22 protein-coding genes are annotated in these 22,420 nt (G+C 59.7%); 9 read left to right on the top strand and 13 right to left on the bottom strand.

Translation table 11 applies throughout. The annotated features are described in order from the left end of the window. Nucleotides 1–109: 109 nt before the first annotated feature. Genes ASC96_RS08220 through ASC96_RS32525 form a run of 3 tightly spaced genes read right to left on the bottom strand, consistent with a single transcriptional unit; the run spans nucleotide 110 to nucleotide 5,956 of the window. Entirely contained in the window at nucleotides 110–3,571 is a 3,462-nt protein-coding gene (locus ASC96_RS08220) for an error-prone DNA polymerase (RefSeq protein ID WP_060502547.1), read from the bottom strand. Continuing rightward, nucleotides 3,568–5,145: a DNA polymerase Y family protein gene (locus ASC96_RS08215; protein WP_082511985.1), complete on the bottom strand. Its 1,578-nt coding sequence runs from the start codon at nucleotides 5,143–5,145 to the stop codon at nucleotides 3,568–3,570. Before ASC96_RS08215 ends, ASC96_RS08220 begins: the two co-directional genes overlap by 4 nt. Beyond that, complete coding sequence (locus tag ASC96_RS32525; protein ID WP_060502545.1) at nucleotides 5,027–5,956, bottom strand: hypothetical protein; 930 nt, start codon at nucleotides 5,954–5,956, stop codon at nucleotides 5,027–5,029. Before ASC96_RS32525 ends, ASC96_RS08215 begins: the two co-directional genes overlap by 119 nt. Nucleotides 5,957–6,126: 170 nt before the next feature. Here ASC96_RS32525 and ASC96_RS08205 point away from each other — a divergent pair, with 170 nt between their 5' ends. After that, a complete protein-coding gene (locus ASC96_RS08205; RefSeq protein ID WP_060502544.1) occupies nucleotides 6,127–6,561 on the top strand; it encodes a metallopeptidase family protein in 435 nt (144 codons plus the stop codon). 34 nt (nucleotides 6,562–6,595) lie between these two features. Here ASC96_RS08205 and ASC96_RS08200 read toward each other — a convergent pair whose 3' ends face one another. Both ASC96_RS08200 and ASC96_RS08195 read right to left on the bottom strand, forming a co-directional pair. Next, nucleotides 6,596–6,802, bottom strand: coding sequence for a DUF1737 domain-containing protein (locus ASC96_RS08200; protein ID WP_060502543.1), 207 nt, complete (start codon nucleotides 6,800–6,802; stop codon nucleotides 6,596–6,598). Beyond that, nucleotides 6,799–7,707, bottom strand: a complete 909-nt coding sequence (locus ASC96_RS08195) for a CoA ester lyase (RefSeq protein WP_060502542.1) — start codon at nucleotides 7,705–7,707, stop codon at nucleotides 6,799–6,801. The genes ASC96_RS08200 and ASC96_RS08195 overlap by 4 nt, the downstream gene beginning before the upstream one ends. Nucleotides 7,708–7,822: 115 nt before the next feature. Here ASC96_RS08195 and ASC96_RS08190 point away from each other — a divergent pair, with 115 nt between their 5' ends. The 3 genes from ASC96_RS08190 (at nucleotide 7,823) to ASC96_RS08180 (ending at nucleotide 9,185) form a co-directional block, all read left to right on the top strand. After that, nucleotides 7,823–8,068, top strand: coding sequence for a hypothetical protein (locus ASC96_RS08190; protein WP_060502541.1), 246 nt, complete (start codon nucleotides 7,823–7,825; stop codon nucleotides 8,066–8,068). 118 nt (nucleotides 8,069–8,186) lie between these two features. Continuing rightward, on the top strand, nucleotides 8,187–8,792 hold the full coding sequence (gene leuD, locus ASC96_RS08185; protein ID WP_060502540.1) for a 3-isopropylmalate dehydratase small subunit: 606 nt from the start codon (nucleotides 8,187–8,189) through the stop codon (nucleotides 8,790–8,792). A gap of 6 nt (nucleotides 8,793–8,798) precedes the next feature. Then, nucleotides 8,799–9,185, top strand: a complete 387-nt coding sequence (locus tag ASC96_RS08180; protein ID WP_060502539.1) for a RidA family protein — start codon at nucleotides 8,799–8,801, stop codon at nucleotides 9,183–9,185. A gap of 6 nt (nucleotides 9,186–9,191) precedes the next feature. Here ASC96_RS08180 and ASC96_RS08175 read toward each other — a convergent pair whose 3' ends face one another. Then, nucleotides 9,192–9,575, bottom strand: coding sequence for a hypothetical protein (locus ASC96_RS08175; protein WP_060502538.1), 384 nt, complete (start codon nucleotides 9,573–9,575; stop codon nucleotides 9,192–9,194). Between the two features lie 757 nt (nucleotides 9,576–10,332). On the opposite strand from ASC96_RS08175, the gene ASC96_RS08170 reads away from it, so the two are divergent. Then, nucleotides 10,333–10,773, top strand: a complete 441-nt coding sequence (locus tag ASC96_RS08170; protein ID WP_037096884.1) for a DoxX family protein — start codon at nucleotides 10,333–10,335, stop codon at nucleotides 10,771–10,773. A gap of 109 nt (nucleotides 10,774–10,882) precedes the next feature. After that, entirely contained in the window at nucleotides 10,883–11,713 is an 831-nt protein-coding gene (locus ASC96_RS08165) for an alpha/beta hydrolase (RefSeq protein ID WP_060502537.1), read from the top strand. Between the two features lie 108 nt (nucleotides 11,714–11,821). Here ASC96_RS08165 and ASC96_RS32520 read toward each other — a convergent pair whose 3' ends face one another. Beyond that, on the bottom strand, nucleotides 11,822–11,998 hold the full coding sequence (locus tag ASC96_RS32520; protein ID WP_156393924.1) for a hypothetical protein: 177 nt from the start codon (nucleotides 11,996–11,998) through the stop codon (nucleotides 11,822–11,824). A 123-nt stretch (nucleotides 11,999–12,121) separates the two neighbouring features. Next, nucleotides 12,122–12,352: a hypothetical protein gene (locus tag ASC96_RS32515; RefSeq protein WP_156393925.1), complete on the bottom strand. Its 231-nt coding sequence runs from the start codon at nucleotides 12,350–12,352 to the stop codon at nucleotides 12,122–12,124. 28 nt (nucleotides 12,353–12,380) lie between these two features. Here ASC96_RS32515 and leuB point away from each other — a divergent pair, with 28 nt between their 5' ends. Beyond that, complete coding sequence (gene leuB / locus ASC96_RS08160; protein ID WP_060502536.1) at nucleotides 12,381–13,493, top strand: 3-isopropylmalate dehydrogenase; 1,113 nt, start codon at nucleotides 12,381–12,383, stop codon at nucleotides 13,491–13,493. A gap of 226 nt (nucleotides 13,494–13,719) precedes the next feature. Beyond that, nucleotides 13,720–14,415, top strand: coding sequence for a phosphatase PAP2 family protein (locus ASC96_RS08155; RefSeq protein ID WP_060502535.1), 696 nt, complete (start codon nucleotides 13,720–13,722; stop codon nucleotides 14,413–14,415). Between the two features lie 72 nt (nucleotides 14,416–14,487). On the opposite strand, the gene ASC96_RS08150 is transcribed toward ASC96_RS08155, so the two are convergent. The 5 genes from ASC96_RS08150 to ASC96_RS08130 form a co-directional block, all read right to left on the bottom strand. Next, complete coding sequence (locus ASC96_RS08150) at nucleotides 14,488–16,374, bottom strand: MFS transporter (RefSeq protein WP_060502534.1); 1,887 nt, start codon at nucleotides 16,372–16,374, stop codon at nucleotides 14,488–14,490. A 160-nt stretch (nucleotides 16,375–16,534) separates the two neighbouring features. Continuing rightward, entirely contained in the window at nucleotides 16,535–17,815 is a 1,281-nt protein-coding gene (locus ASC96_RS08145; RefSeq protein WP_060502533.1) for an ABC transporter permease, read from the bottom strand. Beyond that, complete coding sequence (locus ASC96_RS08140; RefSeq protein ID WP_060502532.1) at nucleotides 17,812–18,504, bottom strand: ATP-binding cassette domain-containing protein; 693 nt, start codon at nucleotides 18,502–18,504, stop codon at nucleotides 17,812–17,814. The genes ASC96_RS08145 and ASC96_RS08140 overlap by 4 nt, the downstream gene beginning before the upstream one ends. A 5-nt stretch (nucleotides 18,505–18,509) precedes the next feature. Then, entirely contained in the window at nucleotides 18,510–18,932 is a 423-nt protein-coding gene (locus ASC96_RS08135; protein WP_244481964.1) for a hypothetical protein, read from the bottom strand. A gap of 137 nt (nucleotides 18,933–19,069) precedes the next feature. Continuing rightward, the gene (locus ASC96_RS08130; RefSeq protein WP_060502530.1) at nucleotides 19,070–20,827 is read right to left on the bottom strand and encodes an alkaline phosphatase; all 1,758 of its coding nucleotides are present in this window, start codon (nucleotides 20,825–20,827) and stop codon (nucleotides 19,070–19,072) included. Between the two features lie 418 nt (nucleotides 20,828–21,245). Here ASC96_RS08130 and ASC96_RS08125 point away from each other — a divergent pair, with 418 nt between their 5' ends. Then, nucleotides 21,246–22,280, top strand: coding sequence for an aspartate-semialdehyde dehydrogenase (locus ASC96_RS08125; RefSeq protein ID WP_060502529.1), 1,035 nt, complete (start codon nucleotides 21,246–21,248; stop codon nucleotides 22,278–22,280). The last annotated feature ends 140 nt before the right edge of the window (nucleotides 22,281–22,420 follow it).

Raw genomic sequence — 22,420 nt, 5'->3', positions numbered from 1 at the left:
AGCGGCAAAAATTCCATACAATTTTTGTTACAATGATGTGGAAATTGACCTGCTGAATCCAAATCACCGATCTCAGCTCAGCAATGTGCATGCTCCTGTACTGCAAATGTCAGTGAAAATTTCGCCCTTTCGGCATGACGGCTGCGGTCTCGGCGGTATCACTGCGACGAGTGACGTTGCGTGCCTGCGTGTCAGGCGAGAATCCTTCCATCCCGCTTGACCGTCTCTTCTGCCGATGATCGGCTGTCGGGCGCAGGACCTCGTCTGCTCGCTCGCATGCGCCAAAACGGCGGGCCTCGCGCTGCAGCAGGCCCAGCATTGGCTTCATATCCTCGATATGATCGGCCACGACGTGAATGACCCCGCTTTCACATTGCAGCTTGCCCCTGATTTTCACCAACCGGGCGTTCATGACAACGGAGCGGTACCGGTCGAATGTCTTGGACCAGACGATAGCATTGGCAACGCCGGTTTCGTCTTCCAGCGTCATGAAGATCACCCCCTTGGCGGATCCCGGCCTTTGGCGAACCAGCACAAGCCCGGCAATAGTGACAAACTGCCCGTTCCGCACATCCAGAAGCTTCCTGTTCGGCAGGATACCCATGCCGGCAAATTCATCGCGCAGGAAGGAAACCGGGTGCGCTTTCAGCGAGAGCGACAGATAGCGATAATCCTCAATAACCTGTTCGCCCGGCAGCATGTCCGGCAGGCGGGTTTTCGGCTCCAGCCGAAGATCGGCGCGATCCGCACGGTCGAACAAAGGCAGATTGTCAGCCGCACTTTTGGTATCCAATCCCCGCACGGCCCAGAGTGCTTCCCGCCGCGACAGCCCGATGGAGCCGAAGGCGTCGGCATCCGCCAGCCGCTCGATATCGGATTTCTGCAATCCCGACCGCAGCCAAAGATCGCGCACGGAGAGATAACGCTCACCGCGATTGGCGACGAGCGCGATCATATCCGGCTCCGAAAGACCCTTCACCTGCCGGAAACCAAGCCGCACCGCTCTTTTCGTCCTGATGCTTTCCCGCATCGAAAGATGCCGCTGATCAATCATATCCGGATCGAACCCCGCCTCTTCCAACAGGCAATCCCACTCCGAAATATTGACGTCAACCGGCCGCACCGTGACCCCATGTTCCCGTGCATCACGAACCAGTTGCGACGGCGCATAAAAGCCCATCGGCTGCGAGTTCAACAAGGCTGCACAGAAGACGTCGGGGTAATAGGCTTTGATCCAGGAGGACGCATAGACAAGCAGCGCAAAGGAGGCGGCATGGCTTTCCGGAAAGCCATACTCGCCGAACCCTTCGATCTGCTTGAAACAGCGCTCCGCAAAATCACGCGTATATCCATTGGCCACCATGCCATCGACCATATCGTCTTTGAACGAGTTAACCTGCCCGGAACGCTTGAACGTTGCCATGGAGCGGCGGAGGCGATCGGCTTTCGCGGGCGAAAACTTCGCGGCGGTAATGGCAATCTGCATGGCCTGCTCCTGGAAAAGCGGCACACCAAACGTCCGCTCCAGAATGGGCCTCATCTCCTCCTTGGGATAATCGATCTTGAACCCGGGAAGATGAGACTGCCCACGGCTCTTCAGATAGGGATGCACCATATCTCCCTGGATAGGGCCGGGCCGGACGATCGCAACCTCGATGACCAGGTCATAAAATATGCGGGGACGAAGGCGCGGCAACATGCTCATCTGCGCCCGGCTTTCGATCTGAAAGACTCCGATCGTATCGGCCCGGCACATCATGTCGTAGACCGGCTTGCCATCCTCGTGATCCTTGTTGCCGAGATCCGCCAGCGTCTTGCTGACACCATAGTGAGACCTCAGAAATTCAAAGGCTTTGCGCAGGCAGGTGAGCATTCCCAAAGCCAGGATATCGACCTTCAGAATGCGAAGATTGTCGAGATCGTCCTTGTCCCACTCAACCATGTACCGGTCCAGCATGGCCGTGTTCATGATCGGAACGACCTCATCAAGCCGGTCCTTGGTGATGACAAAACCACCGACATGCTGTGTGAGGTGCCGGGGAAAGCTCATGAGTTGTGTCGCGTAGTGAAGAACATTCCGGGTAACAGGGTCGGAGAGATCGAGACCCGCTGCCTTTGCCTCGCGCTCAGACAAATCCTCTGCCGACCAGCCCCACACCGTGCTGGCAAGAGCCGATTGCACATCCTCCGAAAGCCCGAAGGCCTTGGCCACCTCGCGGCCAGCAGACCGGGCACGGTAGCTCGTCACCGCTGCGGTCAGGCCGGCGTGCTCCTTGCTATACGTGCTATAGATATACTGGATGACCTCTTCCCGTCTGTCGTGTTCAAAATCGACATCGATATCCGGCGGCTCATCCCGGTCCATCGACAGAAACCGGTCGAAGAGAAGCGTGCTTTTCTCCGGGTTGACCTCGGTAATCTCCAAGCAATAGCAGATGACGGAATTTGCCGCTGAACCGCGTCCCTGACAGAGGATCTTCAATTCATAACGGGCATGCTGGATGATCTTGTAAACCGTCAGGAAATAGGGGGCATATTCCTTGTCGCGGATAAGCTTCAGCTCATAGCCGATCTGGGTTTTGACTTTATCCGGAATGCTTTCCGGGTAGCGTTTCCGCGCGCCCTCCCACGTCAAGCGCTCAAGCATGTCGGATGGTGGTTCTCCTTCATCGCCTTCATCCGGATAATTGTGTTTCAGTTCATCCAGCGAAAAGGACAGGCTTTTGAAGAGTTTTTGCGTGTTGGCGATGGCCTGCGGATAGGCGCGGAACAGCCGCGCCATTTCACGTGAATCCTTGAGGTACCGTTCGGCATTGGGGGCGAGCCGGAAACCGGCCTGCGTAACCGGCACGTGCTCGCGAATGGCGGTAACGATGTCTGACAGAGGGCGGCGGGATATGTGGTGATAGAGCGGCTGGTTACTGGCAATCAGTGGCACGCGGTTGCGGGCGGCAAGCAGGGAGAGCGTCGCAAAAACCTCTGCATCCCGTCCGTCATAGGCGGGCGACAAAACCATAAAGAAGGCCTCGCGAAAGCGTTCTCTCAGGCGAGCAAGACAGCCTTCCAGCTTTTCTTGTGCTCCCGCATCGCCCACGAGAGAAGGGGAGGGAATGAGGGCAAGCATCATCTCGTCCCCCCATTCCATGAGATCATCCTCGTTGAGAATGCACGATCCCTTTTGAGCTCTGAGATTCCCGGCGCTGAGCAAGCGGCAGAGGTGCCCCCATCCCCTCCTGGTTTGGGGGTAGGCGAGAACGTCCGGCGTGCCGTCGGAAAAGACCAGCCGGGCGCCCGGCTGAAAAGGCACGGCTTCGAGAGGCCGCTTCTGTTCCTCTCCCTTTTTACAAAGGGTCAGATTTTCCTGAATTGTCTTTGCGTGCTCCTCCTTGAGTGCCTTGATCTGCGCATGGGCGCGAACCACACCTGCAACGGAATTACGGTCGGCAATCCCGATGCCCGAGAGGTGCAAGAGCGCGGCTTGCATCACCATCTCCTCAGGTTTCGATGCCCCTTCGAGGAAGGAGAAATTCGAGCGGGCACCGATCTCGAAAAATTGGGGTTCCGCACTCATGCGAAAATTCCGTGCATGAACCAGCGCGGTGACGGCAACTGGCCGTAAAGCCCCTCGCGGTAGAGCCAGAAGCGATGACCGGTATCGTCCTCAATGCGGAAATAATCCCGCGACTGCGCATCCGCGCCATCGACCCACCACTCCATGGCAAGCCGTTCCGGCCCTTGGCTGCGGGAGACGCGGTGCGTCACGCGGCGCCAATGAAAGCTTTGCGGTGGTCCCTCCGGCACTTCGGCCAGGGAGACCTCTACCAGCTCCGGCCGGCGGAAAAGCCTGAGTGGGCGTTCGCTACGGGACCAGGGAAAAACGCCTGCGGCCGGTTTCTTGCCCGGTGTGAACGCATGGATGGCCGGGTTCGCGGCCACCGCCCGTTCCGGCACATGGCTTTCGCACAATTGAAAACTCTGCAGGCAATCCGCGCCGAGGCGGGCTGACACGCGATCGACAAACCCTGCGAGAGAGACATCCTTTTGCCGGGCACCGTCAAAATCCTCCTGCGGTGTATCAAAGGCTTCATACCGCATGACGTTCAGCCGCAGGATTTCAAACCCATAGCCGGCATCCAGATCATCATGAACGGCTTGAAGACGTTCGGAAAACAGTCCGGCGATCCGCTTCGGATCCCGCAATGGCTGCGAGACACCGGCGGCGATGCGAAAGACCCGGCCATCGACCCTAAACAGCATGAGTTCGAAAGCCCGCCCGCCCGCGCCGCGCTCTTCCAGGCTTGTTTTCAGCGACAGGGCGATCTGCCCGGTCAAATAGAGGATATCCTCCTCCGCCTGGACAGGTTCGATCAGGCGCCGCTCGGCAGAAAGACTGGCGACGGGACGGCGTGGAGACACCGGCTCTTCATCACGGCCGAGCGCCTGATCAAGCCGCAGCAGCAGTTTCGCTCCGAAACGCCGCGCAAGGGGCGCTCGTGGCGCCATGATGAGATCACCGACCTGCTTCAATCCAAGCTTCTGGAGTGAGGCGACCGTCTGCTCCTCCAGCCGGAGAGACGCGACCGGCAAGGGTGCCAGCACGAGCTCCATGTCCTCCTCGGCGATGACGCCACCGCTCCCGAAGCGGGAGGCCGCCCAGGAAAGACCCGGCGCCGAAGAGATGGCGCCGCGCGCATCGATACCCATCTGGAAGAGGCGCAAGAGAATGTCCTTGAGCAGCGCCTGCTCGCCGCCGAAGAGATGGGAACTGCCGGTAATATCAAGAAACAGCCCATCCCGGCCATCAAGCGCCACCAACGGCGTGTAGCGGTCGCACCAGTCGGCAATGCCATCGAGCAGGCGGCGATCGGCGGCCAGATCTTCTTCCATGACCTCAAGCCTGGGACACATGGCGCGCGCCTCCGCCACGCCTTGGCTTTTCTTGAGGCCAATCGCTTCCGCCACCTCGTCAAGCGCCGTCAGCCGCATGGCATTGTTGAGCCGCCCGGAGCAGACGATGGGCGGGGCGTCAGGACGCCCGCTCAAGCGCCAGGACAGACCCCACTTCTTGCGGGCGATCCGGTCGGTTGACAGGTGCGGGAAGGCGAGGGCCAGAATGCGCTGGGAGCTTGCGCGCAGACCGAGCATGGTCTGGCTCGCGGGCGGGGAGAAACTGACGGTCATGGGGATTCCACTCCAGAAGCAGGGAGACAGGGGCCGGATTTCGGCTTTTCTCCAGGGTGAGACGGAAAACCGGGTTGCCGATGCTGCCGCCAAGCATCGACCGATCCGGCAAAAAGCGGCTTGTTGCGGGCGCGGGTTCAACCAGAAAGCGGAAAGGTGCGCTGCTTGCCTCTTCCTCTCCGGACTGACGCAGGAGGAGGAGCGGGCGCCCTGCCATCTTTGCCCGCAGACTCAGCCGCCGGCTTTCGGTCAGGCCGAAATGGGCCGGATTGCCTTTGACCTCCAATATGCTGACTGAAAAGGCACCGCTTTCGACGGCGGTTTCCGCAAGCCAGAGCGCCTCCTCCAGCCGGCGCGGAGCAGCGTGCAGGAAACGCTCCGGCTTCACTCCGAAATCCGCAAGCCCGAGCGCATAGGGAATGCCTGTTTCCATCGATGTAACGGCATCGCTGATCCACAGAACCGGCGAGCGATCCTCATCCGGCATACGCTGCAGCAGGGCGGCAAGCGCCAATGCAAAACCAGTTGCCGCCGTTGCATCGCGCATCAGTTGCGAGCGGATTTCAGTCATGCCATTTAGGGCCAACCCGCCTTCCATGGCATGATCAAGCGCCGCTATCCCCAGCGGAACACGGTGGATTTCCCTTTGTTTTGCATAGCCGCTTTCACCGTCCAAAGCCTCCTGCCTCGCGGCGACGATGGAGCTACCCTCCAGCCTTGATATCTCTTCGCGGAGCGCAAAAAGACGCTCGCGCGTCATGGGCGTCTGCACCATGACGTCACTCCAATTCAGATTGTTCCTGTTATGTTCTTATAGATTCCAGAGCTTCAAAGAAGAGTCAACGGGATTCTCTAAGAATTTATTCCTTGACAGAGGGCATTCAAATTCAACCCTCGAAAAACGCTGGGGAAATAGCTATATCAGGGGGCAAGCAAGGAGTGCCCATGGCCCGCATAGACCAGAGCGACGATTGGCGAGACCGCCACGCGCCGACAATCAGCACATTCGAATCCCTGGCGCTGGAGGCTTACAGCCACCTGCCGGAGGAATTCCGGGCGCTGGCAACCGATCTGACCATCGAGATCAATGATTTTCCAGACGAGGACGTTTTCGAGGACATGGCGCTGGAAACGCCGTTCGATCTGCTTGGATTGTTCGAGGGGCGCGGCATCGGCGAGCGCTTCACCATGGAAACCGGCGAGATGCCGAACCGGATCATTCTCTACCGCCGGCCGATCCTCGACTATTGGGCCGAGAACGAAGAGACGCTGGGCGATATCGTCACCCATGTGCTGATCCACGAGATCGGCCATCATTTCGGCCTGTCAGACGACGACATGGAGCGGATCGAGGAAAGCGTCGAGCATGTCGGCGGCTGAGATGGCTTGAACCATCCCAGCCGGCCTTGAAGGCTCAGTGTTCGGAGAGCTTGGTGTCGGGGGTATATTCCTTGCCCTCGACATTCTTGATGACGGCCTGGCCGCACATCATCACCTTGGCTTCCTTGTTCCAGGCATAGGTCGGCGAACCATAGAGGTCCCAACCCTTGTTGAGGGCGGCGGTAACCTTGTGGCAGAAGGTGGCGTCATCGACGGCAGTCAGCAGGCGGTAGAGTTTCAAGAGTTTTTTCCTTTTGTGGTGATGGCATCAGCCTTTGCGGCGAGCCGCAGGGCTTGATCCAGATGAAGGCGCTCGACCATCAGGCCGTTGAGATTGATGACGGCTTTATCCCTATTTTCCGGGAGCGCGAAGGCATCAATGATGGATCTGGCCTCGGCAAGGGCGGTACCGGCCACACCGAAGGCGCTGTTGGCCGGGCCGATCTGGGCCGGGTGGATCAGCATCTTGCCATCAAAGCCCATGTCGCGGCCCTGGGTGCACTCGGCCGCAAACCCGCTCTCATCCCGGAAATCGTTGAAGACGGCATCGATGATATCAAGGCCGCAGCTGCGGGCGGCGAGCAGGATCTGCATCAGCCAGGCAATCAGGTAGGTGCGGCCGAGCAGGGCAGGCACGCCGGTTTCCTTGCGCAGGTCGTTCAACCCCGGCACGAAACAATCGAGCCTGCCGCCGCGGGTGCGGCCGGTTTCGGCAATCGCCGCTGCATTCAGCACGCCGCGCGGGGTCTCGATCATCGCCCAGAGGCGAACGCTATCCGGCGCATCGTTTTCCGACAGGATATCGACGACCGCCTGGATATCCTGCGGACTTTCGACCTTGGGAAGCAGGATGGCATCGGGGGACAGCGTCAGCGCGAAGGCCAGATCCTTTTCACCGAAGGGTGTCTTCAGATCGTTGATGCGGACAATCACTTCGATATCGCTGCGGCGCTCCCGCTTCAGATGATCGGCCAGTATCTGGCGGGCGGCAACCTTGTTGTCGATGGAGACCGCATCCTCGAGATCGTAGATCACCGCGTCGCAGGCAAGGCTGGCGATCTTGGCAAGGGCGCGGCCATTGTCGGCGGGCACACACAGGACCGAGCGGCGCAGACGGGCGGGGTGGCGATCGTTGAGCGAATTCATGAGGGCTTTTGTGCCCGGCTTTCGCCATTTTCGCAAGGCAGGCATGTGATACGGAAGTAGGTCTTGCAACGCGGCGCGGGCGAACCCACATTTCAGGCAACGAAAGGTGACGACAATGCAAAGCATACGCTCTCTCCTCCTGACGATCGCAGGCATCGCGTTCACGCTGATGGCCTTCGTGTTTACCGCATCGCTTGGCCTCGCCCTGATCGGCATCGCCTCGGTGGTGATGATCGGCACGACGATTGCAGCACGGCTGGCGCCCAAGCCTGTGCGCGCCACGGTGAACCGCAATTCCACCCGCCAGAGCCGCGAACCGCGCATCTGGAATGATGGCCGCGGCACGATCATCGATCTCTAAAGGCCGCGTTGCGGGCTTTCCGGCGACCCGGAATAAGATTCTCCTTCATTTCGGCATGAAATTGCTCTAAACGCTGGGCGGAAATTTTTCCGCCCCGTTGAAATCGAAGGCCATAGCCATGGACAAGTTCGTCAAGCTCACCGGCGTTGCTGCGCCTCTCCCCGTCGTCAATGTCGACACGGACATGATCATTCCGAAGGATTACCTGAAGACGATCAAGCGCACGGGGCTCGGCACCGGCCTTTTCGCGGAAGCCCGCTATCATGAAGACGGCTCGGTCAACGAGGATTTCGTCCTCAACAAGCCCGCCTACCAGAATGCCAAGATCCTCGTTGCCGGCGACAATTTCGGCTGCGGCTCGTCGCGCGAACATGCCCCGTGGGCGCTGCTCGACTTCGGCATCCGCTGCGTCATCTCGACCTCGTTTGCCGACATCTTCTACAATAACTGTTTCAAGAACGGTGTACTGCCGGTGGTCGTTTCGCCGGAAGACCTGGAAAAGCTGATGGATGACGCCTCGCGCGGCTCCAACGCCATCCTGACGGTCGATCTGGAAAACCAGGAAATTACCGGTCCGGACGGCGGCAAGATCACCTTCGAACTCGATGCATTCCGTCGCCATTGCATGCTGAACGGCCTCGACGATATCGGCCTGACGCTGGAAAAGGCCAGCGCCATCGACACATTCGAAAAGGCCAATGCCGCCTCGCATCCCTGGGCCTGATCCGAGATGCCCAGCCCGCGAAAACTGATCTCTTCCGGCTCGCCGTTTGAAAAGACGGCGGGTTATTCGCGGGCTGTCGTGCAGGGCGACTGGTGCTTCGTTTCCGGCACGACCGGATACGACTACCAGACGATGACCATGCCGCAGACGGTGGAAGAGCAGACCCGTAACTGCCTGAAGACGATCGAGGCGGCGCTCATTGAGGCCGGTTTCTCGCTCAAGGATGCGGTGCGCAATCACTATTACGTTACCGATGCCACCTTTGCCGATATCGTTTTCCCGATCCTTGGCGAGGCCTTCGGCGATATCCGCCCGGCAGCGACAATGGTGGTCTGCGACCTGATCCGTCCGGAAATGCTGATCGAGATTGAAGTCACCGCCTTCAAGGGCTGACATGGATCAGCCTTCGACGAAGGGTGGCCCCAAAGGTTCTTCCAATCCAGCCTTTGCCAGCTCCTGATGATAGTAGAGAAACACGCGACGCCGGAAGGTGATCATCTCGCGCTCCTCATCCGTTTTTGCCATTGCAAGACCCGCCGCGAACGCCTCTGGAGTAGCCAGCTCGACCGTATAGGTCACAAAATCCAGCATCTCCCTGGTTTCCTCGGTTTTCATGGGGCGGATGCATAAAAGCAATCCGCTTGCCGCCACCTTGCCGAGGCAATGACCATCGCGCCGGCAGCGGCGGACACGGCAGCGGAGATGATTGAGCCAGACCGTGGTCGCCACGCGCAGGAAGACCTCCGATGAAGGCGAGCGGGGCGGAGGCTTGATATAGGGCATACCGGTTTTCCTCTTATCGGCTGATCGGACGGCAGCAAGAAACATCCCCGGGCGGTGTCCGCCGTGGTTTTGAAAACATGCACTCAATCGGACGGGGCACTGGAAACCGTCTCTAATGAGTTAATATAATTGACGCCTTCCAGCGCCCCGTTTGGCGTTCTCTCGGGAGCTCTCCTCCCTACAGACCCCGACTGCAGATTCTCTGACCCGGGACGATCGACGCGACATAGATTTCCGGTTCCGGCGTTCAGCATCACGGTTCCGGTACATCACGCTCCTCATCCCGGCATGCGTGCCACACAGGCACACCCGCCCCAGAAGGACAGGGGGAATCCATTTTCCGGGGGCTCTCCTTCCGGTCCGCCTGACGTTCNGACGCGACATAGATTTCCGGTTCCGGCGTTCAGCATCACGGTTCCGGTACGTCACGCTCCTCATCCCGGCATGCGTGCCACACAGGCACACCCGCCCCAGAAGGACAGGGGGAATCCATTTTCCGGGGGCTCTCCTTCCGGTCCGCCTGACGTTCGCAGCCTCCTTGCGAGAGACGGCGAAGCTTCACGTGGAGCGCCAGCCCTGCCTCGCCGCAAACGCCTTGCGGTGTATCCGTGACAGAACCCCATGATCATGACACGGTTTTTCAAAGCGGGGATTTTGGAGGAAGACGATTCCGATAAAACTGTTCGATTTCAACGCGCGGACATGTAGCATCGCGTTTGAACGTCCACGCCAGAAGGGGAAAACCATGCTTTTGAGAATGGAAGCCAAACTTGCCGGTGTCTGCACGCCGGTTTTCACCAGCCATCCAATCCGCTGGCTGGGGCTTTTGGCACTTTGTTCAATCTTCATCCTGAGCGGCGTGACCAAGCTCATGGACTTCAACGCCGCTGTCGCCGAGATGGAGCGATACGCGCTTTTACCGGCCAGGCCGATTGCCGCCGTGGTCATCCTCTTCCAGCTGAGCGCTTCGGTCATGGTCATCAGCGGTTTCATGCGGTGGATCGGCGCTCTGTCTCTGGCCCTGTTTACAGTGGCTGCCACATTCATTGCGCTGCGCTTCTGGGAAATGCCGATGGGACAGGAGCGTTTCATGGCGATGAACTTCTTCTTTGAACATCTCGGGCTGGCCGGAGCCTTTCTTCTTGTCGCCTGGTACGATCTGCACAAATGGCGCCGGGGCGAAAAGGACTGGAGCTGATCTGCAAATCCCTGCTTACTTGCTAATTTTATGATATTGCCGCCGGCATGTACGACAGGCATTCTGCTGCCGTGCCTTTCACCCCGTCCTCCCAGAAGGAAATACACGAATGAGCAGCATCACCACAAACGACGGAACGGAAATCTTCTACAAGGACTGGGGGCCGCGCGACGCCCAGCCGATCGTCTTCCATCACGGCTGGCCACTCAGTGCTGACGACTGGGACAATCAAATGCTCTATTTTCTGGCGCAGGGGTTCCGCGTCATCGCGCATGACCGGCGCGGCCATGGGCGCTCGACGCAAACATCGACCGGCCACGAAATGGATACCTATGCTGCCGACGTAGCAGCACTTGCCGATGCGCTCGACCTCAAGAACGCTTTCCATGTCGGACACTCCACCGGCGGCGGGGAGGTCGTCCACTATGTGGCGCGCGCCAAGCCGGGCCGCGTCGGAAAGGCTGTCATCGTCGGCGCCGTACCGCCCGTCATGGTGAAATCCGAGAAAAACCCCGGCGGATTGCCGATCGACGTCTTCGACGGCCTGCGCAGCGCGCTGGTGGCAAATCGCGCCCAGTTCTTCATCGATGTGCCAACCGGCCCGTTCTACGGCTTCAACCGCCCAGGCGCCAAGGTTTCCCAAGGGCTGATCGACAACTGGTGGCGGCAGGGAATGATGGGCGCTGCCAATGCCCATTACGAGTGCATCAAGGCCTTTTCCGAGACCGATTTCACCGAGGACCTCAAGAAGATCGACGTTCCGGTGCTTGTGCTGCACGGAACCGACGACCAGATCGTTCCTTATGACGACTCTGCCCCGCTCTCGGCAAAACTGCTGAAGAACGGAACGCTGAAGAGCTATGACGGGCTTCCGCACGGCATGCTCTCGACCCATCCGGAGATTGTCAATCCGGATATGCTGGCGTTTTTCAAGGGGTAAGAGCACTGGCGGCATATCAGCCTGACGGGGAGAAGGGACAAGCCGCACTAAAAATCCGGCTACAGGGACAGCCGGGCTTTCAAGAAAAACGTCAGAAACAGCGGGCGCTTATTCGCAGACACGGACCTTCTTGACGATCAGATTGCCGTCATAATCGTAGGTTCTGACCTTCTTGACGTGGCAATAGGGCCGGCAGTCGTCGCTGTAATAGCCAGCCTGCGAGGGGACTGCGAAAGAAGCGGCGGCAATGACGGCAACGGCGGCGGTCAGAACGAACTTGCGCATGCGGGGTCTCTCCTTGAGATCGTGTGGATGAGCTTCCCTCATCCCGTGACAGGACAATCCCACAGGCCGGATACCGGCGCTGTTCCGGATGGAACAGGATCCCCTTATCTTCGCGGCCTGCCATCAAACAGAAGCAAGTCCAGCGTGCGCCGCAGGATGACGGTTATGGAGTAGATGAGTTTGCGCATTGGTTGTTCCATCGGCAAGACCGGAGAGATATCCGGCCGATGGAGAATCCCACAGCTGCGCAAGGCCATTCGTTCCGGCGGGAACTGACATTTCGCGCACAATTCTTTCCAAAACTGCATTTTCCTTGAACGGAAGTTGCGTTAAGAACGCGCCAACATCTGACACGCCCACCCTTCGATATGAGGAATGCCCCATGACAGTGCGCAATCTTTTCCTTCTGCCCGGCGACGGTATCGGCCCGGAAGCCATGGCGGAAGTCCGCAAAATCATCGCCTACATGAACGCCGAAATGGCCGGTGGCTTCACGACCGACGAAGGTCTGGTCGGCGGATCGGCCTATGACGCACATGGTGCTGCGATTTCCGACGCCGACATGGCAAAGGCAATGGCGGCGGATGCCGTCCTGTTTGGTGCCGTCGGCGGCCCGAAATGGGATGACGTGCCCTACGACGTGCGCCCGGAAGCCGGCCTCCTGCGCCTGCGCAAGGACATGCAGCTGTTTGCAAACCTGCGCCCGGCGATCTGCTATCCGGCGCTCTCCGATGCTTCATCGCTGAAGCCGGAACTGGTCGAAGGCCTCGACATCCTGATCGTGCGCGAACTGACTGGCGGCGTCTATTTCGGCGAGCCGAAGGAGATCATCGATCTCGGCAATGGCCAGAAGCGCGGCATCGACACGCAGGTCTACGATACCTACGAGATCGAGCGCATTGCCGGCGTCGCCTTCGAACTGGCTCGCACCCGCGGCAACCGCGTCTGCTCGATGGAAAAGCGCAATGTCATGAAGTCGGGCGTGTTGTGGAACCAGGTGGTGACGGCAACGCACAAGGCAAAATATTCCGACGTCGCGCTCGATCACATGCTGGCCGATGCCGGCGGCATGCAGCTCGTTCGTGCGCCTAAGCAGTTCGACGTCATCGTTACCGACAACCTGTTCGGCGACATGCTGTCCGACGTTGCAGCCATGCTGACCGGTTCGCTCGGCATGCTGCCGTCCGCCTCGCTCGGCGCACCGGACGCCAAGACCGGCAAGCGCAAGGCGCTCTACGAGCCCGTGCACGGCTCGGCCCCGGACATTGCCGGCAAGGGCATTGCCAACCCGATCGCGATGATCGCCTCGTTCGCCATGTGCCTGCGCTACTCCTTCAACCTCGTGAAGGAAGCCGACAACCTGGAAAAGGCGATCGCCAACGTTCTCGACAAGGGTATCCGCACCGGCGATATCATGGCCGACGGCGCTCGCAACGTTGGCACCGTCGAAATGGGCGATGCGATCCTTGCCGAGTTCAAGGCGCTTTCGGCTTAAATTTTGCCAGACTGACAGTATTGGACGGCATCCGGATTACGATCCGGATGCCGTTTTTGTTTGGATGGGGTTGAATCCGCTCCCCAGACTCACAAGTTTGCTCAGATAGCCATTTCAGGCCGCGTCAGAGAGTCCTCTGCAGCGCAGACGCGCCGCAACTGGATCCCCGCCACAAGGGCAGGGATGACGGAGGAAAGAAGGGGCGCCATGCCAAGAAAGCACCTCCATGAACCGACCACTCTCCTCGTCTCTCTGGCTGTTGATGGCGGCAGCCCTGCTGGTTGTGGCGCTGCTTCCCTTTGACGGCATGATCTCGCAGACGGCGCAGGCGCTGCCGGGCGGGGTGGTTGCCTTCAACAAGCGGATCACCGATTTCGGTACGTTTGCCTGGATGATCTACGGCTCCGGCTCGATCGTCATCGTTGCCTATATCCTCCACCGGATATCGCGCAGCGACGGGTTTTCCTCGAAGACGAAGACCGGTTGGCGGTTGGCGCTATATTTCCTTGTAACGATCGGCAGCGCCAGCATCGTCGTGCATCTGGCGAAGCTGGTGATCGGCCGGGCGCGACCCGAATTGTTCGCCGAATATGGCGCTCACAGCATCTCGTTCTTCTCCGGCCATGACTGGGTGTTCCAGAGTTTTCCGTCCGGCCATTCCGCCGCCGTCGGCTCGTTTTTCGGCGCATTCTCGATGCTTGCCCCCCGGCTGCGCATCCCGTTTGCGCTTGGCGCTTTGGCCATCGGTATCAGCCGCATCATCGTCGGCGCGCACTATCCAAGCGACGTGGCGGCCGGGCTTTTGGTGGGATTGTGGACGGCGCTGATGACTGCCTTCTTCTTCGCCCGGCAAAACTGGCTGTTCCGGCTGGATGAGGCCGGCTGGCCCCGGCCGAAGAACAGTTTTCAGCCTTCGAAATGACGGCTAAAGCTCAATGAAAAAGCCCGGCGCAAGGGGCTGCGCCGGGCTTTTCCGTGTCGATATCGGCCTGGATCAATCCATGGCGTGAATATCGCGATCCTTGGTTTCGGGCAGGAACAGCATGCCGATCACCAGCGTGATGCCTGCGAATATGATCGGGTACCAGAGACCATAGTAGATATCGCCCTGGGCAGCGCTCATCGCGAAGGCCGTTGCCGGAAGCAGACCACCGAACCAGCCGTTACCGATATGGTAGGGCAGGGACATGCCGGTGTAGCGGATGCGGGTCGGGAAGAGTTCGACCAGCAGCGCTGCGATCGGGCCATAGACCATGGTCACATAGATGACCAGCACGGTGAGCACGGCGATGACGGTCAGCCAGCTGACACGGGCCGGATCGGCGACCATGGAGAAGGAGCCGCCCTTGTCGATGGTGTAAACAGGCATTTCGGTGACGCCGGCAGCTTCTTCCGCCGTCAAGAGCTTGGCCGCAACCAGCTGTTCGCCGGTCATGGATGCCTTGTCGCCGCCGCGAACGGCTGCGGCATCAAGCGCCAGTTCAGGATTGGCGGCAACGAAGCCGTCCAGCTTGCTTTCCGGAACCTTGGCGGCGCCACGAACGAGCGGATAACCGGCATCGTGAAGCGCGATGTTGATCTGCTTTTCGAAGGCGGAACCGGATGCCTTGGCCTTGTCGCCAGCGGCAATTGCGTCATAGCTGGTGACCGTTTCTTCACCGATCTTCACCGTTGCCGGCGAACCCGCCGGGCCGGGAACGACGTCATACGGAACCGAGTTGCGGGTCAGGAACGACGTGGCGATATCGCAGGATGTGGTGAACTTTGCCGTGCCAGTCGGATTGAACTGGAACTTGCAGTCATCCGGAGCGGCCGTGACCGTTGCGCGGACCGTTTCCTGTGCTTCGGCCAAAGCCGGGTTACCGGCCCAGGTCAGGGCCTTGAACAGCGGGAAGTAGGTGAGCATGGCGAGAAGCAGGCCGGCCATGATGATCGGCTTGCGGCCGATCTTGTCGGACAGCCAGCCGAAGAAGACGAAGAAGCCGGTGCCGATCAACAGCGAGCAGGCGACCATGATATTTGCTGCCTGGCCATCAACCTTGAGGATGTTCTGCAGGAAGAACAGCGCGTAGAACTGGCCGGAATACCAGACGACGGCCTGGCCGACGACGGCACCGAACAGCGCCAGAAGCGCGATCTTGGCATTTCTCCACTGGCCGAAAGCTTCCGTCAGCGGTGCCTTGGAGCCCTTGCCTTCTTCCTTCATCTTCTTGAAGGCCGGAGATTCATTCATCTTCATGCGGATCCAGACGGATACGCCGAGCAGGAGGCAGGAGAGCAGGAACGGAATGCGCCAGCCCCAGGCTGCGAAGGCTTCCTTGCCGAGCAGCATCTGCACGCCGACGATCACCACCAGCGACAGGAACAGACCGAGCGTTGCCGTCGTCTGGATCCAGGAGGTGAAATATCCGCGTTTGCCCTGTGGCGCGTGTTCGGCCACATAGGTGGCAGCACCGCCATATTCGCCGCCGAGCGCCAGGCCCTGCAGCATGCGCAGAATGATGAGCAGGATCGGAGCAGCAATACCGATCGACGCGGCACCGGGCAGGATGCCGACCAGGAATGTCGACAGGCCCATGATCACAATGGTGACGAGGAAGGTATATTTACGCCCGACGAGATCGCCGAGACGGCCGAATACCAGCGCGCCGAACGGACGCACGAGGAAGCCCGCCGCAAAGGCAAGCAGGGCGAAGATGTTACGGGTGGTTTCAGGATATTGGGAAAAGAAGGTTGCGCCGATATAGACGGCCAGCGAACCGTAGAGATAGAAATCGTACCACTCGAAGATCGTACCGAGCGAAGAGGCGAAAATCACCTTCTTCTGCTCGCCCGTCATCGGTGCGCTTTTTGCACCGGACGCTGCTGCGACATCTGCCATTTCGTTTGTCCTCCACTCAAAAACGGCTTTGTGCGCACCCTTGAATGCTTCGGAATCCTCCCTGATACCGAAGCGGAATGCGCCATGAGACCAAAATGGCAGAAAACACCCTGGGGTGGCAGAGCGGCTTTGGGATTATGACTTTAGTCGAATGCGGCGATCAGGCGCGGAGCGCTGCGGCCGGGGATTGGCGATAGGCGAGAAGCGCCGGTGCAAGCGCAAGCATGGCGGAGAATAGCACGATGGCTGCCACGCTCTTCAGATCGTCACGGATGAAACCAACCGGCAGAACAATGCCGCTTTCACCCGAAAACATCGCCGACAGCAGGATCGCGGCACCGTAACCGATGGCAAAGCCGAAGAGAATGCCAAGCGCGATCAGGATGAAAAGTTCCAGCCAGACGATCGCAAGAACAGCCGATTGCGGCGCGCCAAAGGCTCTGAGCGCGCCGATCTGCCGGCGCCGCTGGCCGATATGCATGACTGTGACCATCAGGACGGCGGCAGCGACAAGGATCTGCGCCCCGACGGCAACGGCCGACAGAACCCGTTTGGCATCGCCAAGCGTCGCGTAGAGATTGGTCAGCACCTCGCCTGGAAACACCGCAAGGGTGCCGTTGCCGCGATAATCCTGCCGCAACTTGTAGGCGTCGGCGATGGTTTTTGGCTTGACGAGAATGGCAGGAAGACCGGGTGCCTCCGCCGTCCAGTTTTCATCAAGGGGAGCATCCGGGTCGACATGACCATGCCCGTGACCACCGGCGTGATCCTCATGACCGGGCTCTTCCGCATTATGAGCCTCGCCCGCTTCGGCAGCGTGATCGTGCTCATCCGCGTGTCCGCCCATTCCGTGCAGGCTCCAGACCGACTGGATCGGCACCAGGATCGCCCGGTCCCAGGACGTACCGGTTGCCGCCATCCGGCCGGTGATCCGATAGGCAAGTTCGGTGTGGGTTTCACCGCCGAGTGCGGCAAGTCCGTGGGTCGGCTTGACCTCATAACCGAGCGGCAGCGTCACCGCCGCGCCGATGACGGCTTCGCCTGCCTTGGAAAATACCCGGCCCTCCTTGAGTGCCGACAAATTGGTGGTGAGCGCGGTGGACGTGCCGACGATCGGATAGCCGGAGAAGGAATCGCCGAAGCCGACGGGCGCTGCCCAGGCAACGCGCGGATCGGCCGCAAGCTTGCCCAGCACATTGCCCGGCATCAGGGGCAGGGGAGAGGGCTGCAGGAAGACGGAGGAAAGCAGCAGTTGCGTTTCGCTGCCCGGCGCACCGACCACAAGGTCGAACCGGTCGGCGGCGCGGGCGCTGCCGAGCCTGAGCGCCCTTTCCTGTAGCGTGACAGCGACGCCAAGCGCGGTGGCAAAGGCGATTAGAAGCACGACGACCAGCGAACCGGCCCAGAGACGGCGCAGATCGGCAAAAATGAAACGGGTCACGCCGCCTTCTCCCGATGGGCGCGGTCCGAGGCGACCCGCCCGGCCGACAACGTGATACGGCGATCAAGCTGGCCCGTCAGGCGCGGATCGTGCGAGACGACAATCAGCGTACTCTCGTTGCTGACGGAAAGATCGATCAGCAGGCGGGAAACCGCATCGCCGCTTTCGCTATCGAGACTGGCCGTCGGCTCATCGGCGATCAGAACGCCGGGTTTGCGCAGCAGCGCCCGGGCAATCGCCACGCGCTGCATTTCACCGCGCGACATGGTCTCGATTTTCTGGTCGGCGCGACAAAGGCCGACCGCATAAAGCAGCATCAGCGCCCGGTCGGGATCGCCGGGTTTCATCGCACGCGATAGCCGGGCGGGCAGGAGGATGTTGTCGACCGCGCTTAGGCCTGGAAAGAGATGGAAGTCCTGCATGATCAGGCCGATATGCGCCCCACGCCAGCGATCGCGGCCGCGCTCGGACATTCCGGCAATATCGGCATCGCCCCAGCGGATGGAGCCGCCCGTTGCACAACGCTCAAGCCCGGTGAGGACATTCACCAGCGTACTCTTGCCCGAACCCGAGGCGCCGGTGACCGCAATACGGCTACCGGCTGTAATAGACAAAGAGGGGATATCAAGCACAGGGGAAAGGAGGCCGGGATAAGAAACGGAAATCCGGCTAAGCTCTAGCGATAACATCAGGACTATACCGAAGCATATTCAGCATTGCGCAACCGCAGGAGGCTGACAAAACCGGTTTCCGGATCGGTCCACGACCCGAACTCAAGCACGCCGCGCGCTTCGATCGTCTGCGAAGGCTGCACGAATGTCTGTTTCTCACCGAGATAGACAACGACGATATTGTCCGGCCAGTCCGAATCGGTCGAGCAGAATGGGCAGATCGACATCGGAATTTCGGTCAGCACGAAGAAGGCAGCCTCGGCCTTCAGCGGCGGCGCCATGAAACCCTTGATGGTGATCTCCTGACCGGCGAGCGACTTTACCTTTTCGGAGAACTCCAGCCCGAGAACGCCGAACTTGCTGTAGAGTTCATCGAAGGCAAGAGAGGGAGCGGCGGCGGCCGGGCGCGTAGCCGTCAGCAAAGGCAGACCCGCGAGCAGCGTCATCAGGGTACGCCGGGTCACTTGGGGATCAGGATGGGTCATGGGACGATCTCCTCGCGGAGCGGCTGGGGCTCAAGCGCAGCCTGAACCGGAAACGGAATTCGGCGGGCTGCAGGCAGCCCGCCGGACGCGATCATGGATCAGTTGGTCTGTTTGACGCCGAGAGCGAACGCATCGGCGAGGACGCGATACACGTCGCTCTGCTCCATATAGCCCTTGAAGCCTTCCGAACCGGGGCCGACAGCCTGCAGCACGACGTCGTCGACGGCGTGAACGCCTGAATCGCCTTCCTTCGGAATGTTGCCGGGCACGAAGACTGCGCCGGGCACATCCTTGTAGGCCTCGTTGGCTACATATTCCTTCTTTTCGTTCTGAATTGCCGGAACGAACGGACCATCCAGCTTCGGACGGAAGGTTTCATAGTGGTCCGGGCCGTTGTTGGCATTGAGGAACAGACGGCGGGTCACATCGACCTTATCCGGATAACCATCATTGTTTTCATCGGTATAGTTCGGGAAGCCGGCGCTTGCATACGTGCCGACTTTTTCGCGCATTTCGGTGCCCGGCTTTTCGTCATCGACGGTGCCGATGATCGAAACGCCGTGTGTGTGGTCACCAGTGACGATGATCAGCGTGTCGGGGTTCTTGGCGGCGAATTCGCGGGCAACGCCGATTGCCTTGTCGAATTCAATCGTATCGACGACGGCACGATCCCAATCGAGCGGGTGGGACATCTTGTCGACATTGGCAGCTTCGACCATCAGGAAGAAGCCTTCCGGGTTCTTCGACAGGTTGTCGAGGGCGACCTTGGTCATCTCGACGAGGCCAGGTTGGTTTGGAAACTTCTCGACTGTGCCCTTCTTGAGGAATTCGCGGTCGAGCGTGGTGTCCATGTTGCCGGTGTGGAAGATGCCGAGGATTTTTCCGGTGTTGGTCCCGGCCGCAGCTGCCAGTTCGGTCTTGTCGGTTGCAAGCGTATAGCCGGCGTCCTGGAACAACTTGACATAGTCCTTGTCGTCCTTGCGCTTCGAGCCAGGCGTGGCCTGCGGCAGGAAGTAAGCCGAGCCACCACCCAGGATAACGTCCGGCTTCACGTCGAACAGCATACCGTTGATCTCGGCCTTGTCGCCGCGCTTGCGGGTATGGGCGACAACGGCTGCCGGTGTCGCATCCTGCAGTTCGGCGGTCGAAATAATGCCGATCGACTTCTTGGTCTGGCGGCGGATGGCTTCGGCAATATTCTCAACCTTCGGGTCATCGAACGAATCCGGGGTGCGGTCGGCATAGACGCCGATGGCATTCACGGCCGTCTTGTGACCGGTCATGTAGGCGGACATGGTGTTGGCCGAATCCGTGGCGACCGCATCGGTTGCCGAGGTGCCGATGAAGGCGGCCGGCGGGATGTCGTCAAGGTTCAGACGGCCATTTGCCTTGCCCTCGGCCATGCCCTTGGACATGATGCGGGCAGCGGTGCGATGGGCAACCGAGAAGCCGTCTGCGATCAGGAAAATGACGTTCTTGGCCTTGGCGGTTTCGCCGGTGTTGTAGACGTCCCAGGTGACAGACTTCGATTCCGAGCCGGCGGTCACTTCGATCGTGTAGGTGCCTTCGGTCGGCAGGACGAGATCACGGGCGATCAATGCCGAGCCCAGCACCTTGTCTTCCTTGCCCTTTTCCTCGGCGACGAATTCGGCTTCCTTGCCGAGCACCGCCTTGTAATCCTGGCCGTTGACGGTGATCTTGACGTCTTCCGGCTTGACGACGGACTTGAACTCGACCTTGAAATCGAATGGGGAGCCGGCGAGGATCGTTGCACGATCCAGCGGATAAACGGTGGCGGCCTGTGCCGCCCCAGCGAGGATTGTCGTGGCGACAAGCGCCGACAGAAGCATACGCATGGAAAACCCCTTTTTGGTTTCGTCCGGTAATGACGGCCCGCAATAGTCACCCAGGATGACAGCGGCATGACACTTGCGTAACGTTTTGACAGCAGGCTGGCAGGCCTGTCTTCCTGACGCGTATTCTCAGCTTTCTGTTGACTCTGCGCCAAAACCGCGTAAGAGCAGCAGCGGAAAAGGACCCACCATGCACCGTTTTGGTTACGCCATCGCTGCGCTGATCGCCCCGGCATTCGCTGCCGGGCGGGTTCGTTCTTTCTCGATATCTTCCAAAACAACGGCCAAAACGACGACGAAAACCGTCTGACGTCTCTGGCCACCGCTCTCTCCCCGGCACGGCCGGGGACCTGAAACCCGCGCCTTTGGCCGGCGGGTTTCCCCCAAAGCCCCGCGGAGAGACAGAAAGAGAGCAAAGACAATGGGTTTCAAGATTGCTATTGCCGGCGCGACCGGAAATGTCGGCCGCGAAATGCTGAACATCCTCGAAGAACGCGGCTTTCCGGCTGATGAAGTCGTGGCTTTGGCCTCGGCCCGCAGCCAGGGCACCGAAGTTTCCTTCGGCGACAAGACGCTGAAGGTCAAGAACCTCGAAAATTACGATTTTTCCGACACCGATATCTGCCTGATGTCGGCCGGCGGCGCCGTGTCGCTGAAGTGGTCGCCGAAGATCGGCGCACAGGGCTGCGTCGTCATCGATAACTCGTCGGCCTGGCGCTACGACCAGGACGTGCCGTTGATCGTGCCGGAAGTAAATCCGGACGCCATCACCCAGTTCACCAAGCGCAACATCATTGCCAACCCGAATTGCTCGACAGCCCAGCTCGTCGTGGCGCTGAAGCCGCTGCATGACTTTGCCAAGATCAAGCGCGTTGTCGTCTCGACCTATCAGTCGGTGTCCGGCGCCGGCAAGGAAGGCATGGACGAACTGTTCAACCAGACCCGCGCCGTCTTCGTCGCCGATCCGGTCGAATCGAAGAAGTTCACCAAGCGCATCGCCTTCAACGTCATCCCGCATATCGATAGCTTCATGGAAGACGGCTACACGAAGGAAGAATGGAAGGTCCTGGCCGAAACCAAGAAGATGCTCGACCCGAAGATCAAGGTGACCTGCACCGCCGTGCGCGTTCCCGTCTTCATCGGCCATTCGGAATCGGTCAACATCGAATTCGAAAACGAGATCAGCGCCGATCAGGCCCGCGATATCCTGCGCGAGGCGCCGGGCTGCATCGTCATCGACAAGCACGAGAACGGCGGCTACATCACGCCTTATGAATCGGCCGGCGAAGACGCCACCTATATTTCGCGTATCCGCGAAGACGCGACAGTAGAGAACGGCCTGAACATGTGGGTTGTTTCCGACAACCTGCGCAAGGGCGCCGCCTTGAACGCCATCCAGATTGCCGAGCTTCTCGTCAATCGCGGCCTGATCAAGGCGAAGAAACAGGCTGCCTGATCAGAAATTATAAAGTTTTAACCAATTATACCCATTCGTGATGATACCAACCTTTCGGTTTTATCATCACGAATGGGTGAAAGCCTCGCATGATCCGTTAAACGGGATGCGGGGCTTCTTTGTAAAAAGGCAACTGCGAC

The sequence above is a fragment of the Rhizobium sp. Root1204 genome (assembly GCF_001424965.1).
Classification (GTDB): Bacteria; Pseudomonadota; Alphaproteobacteria; order Rhizobiales; family Rhizobiaceae; genus Pararhizobium.
The sequence above is the reverse complement of the archived record's forward strand: the minus strand, read 5'-3'. Positions and strand labels throughout refer to the sequence as shown.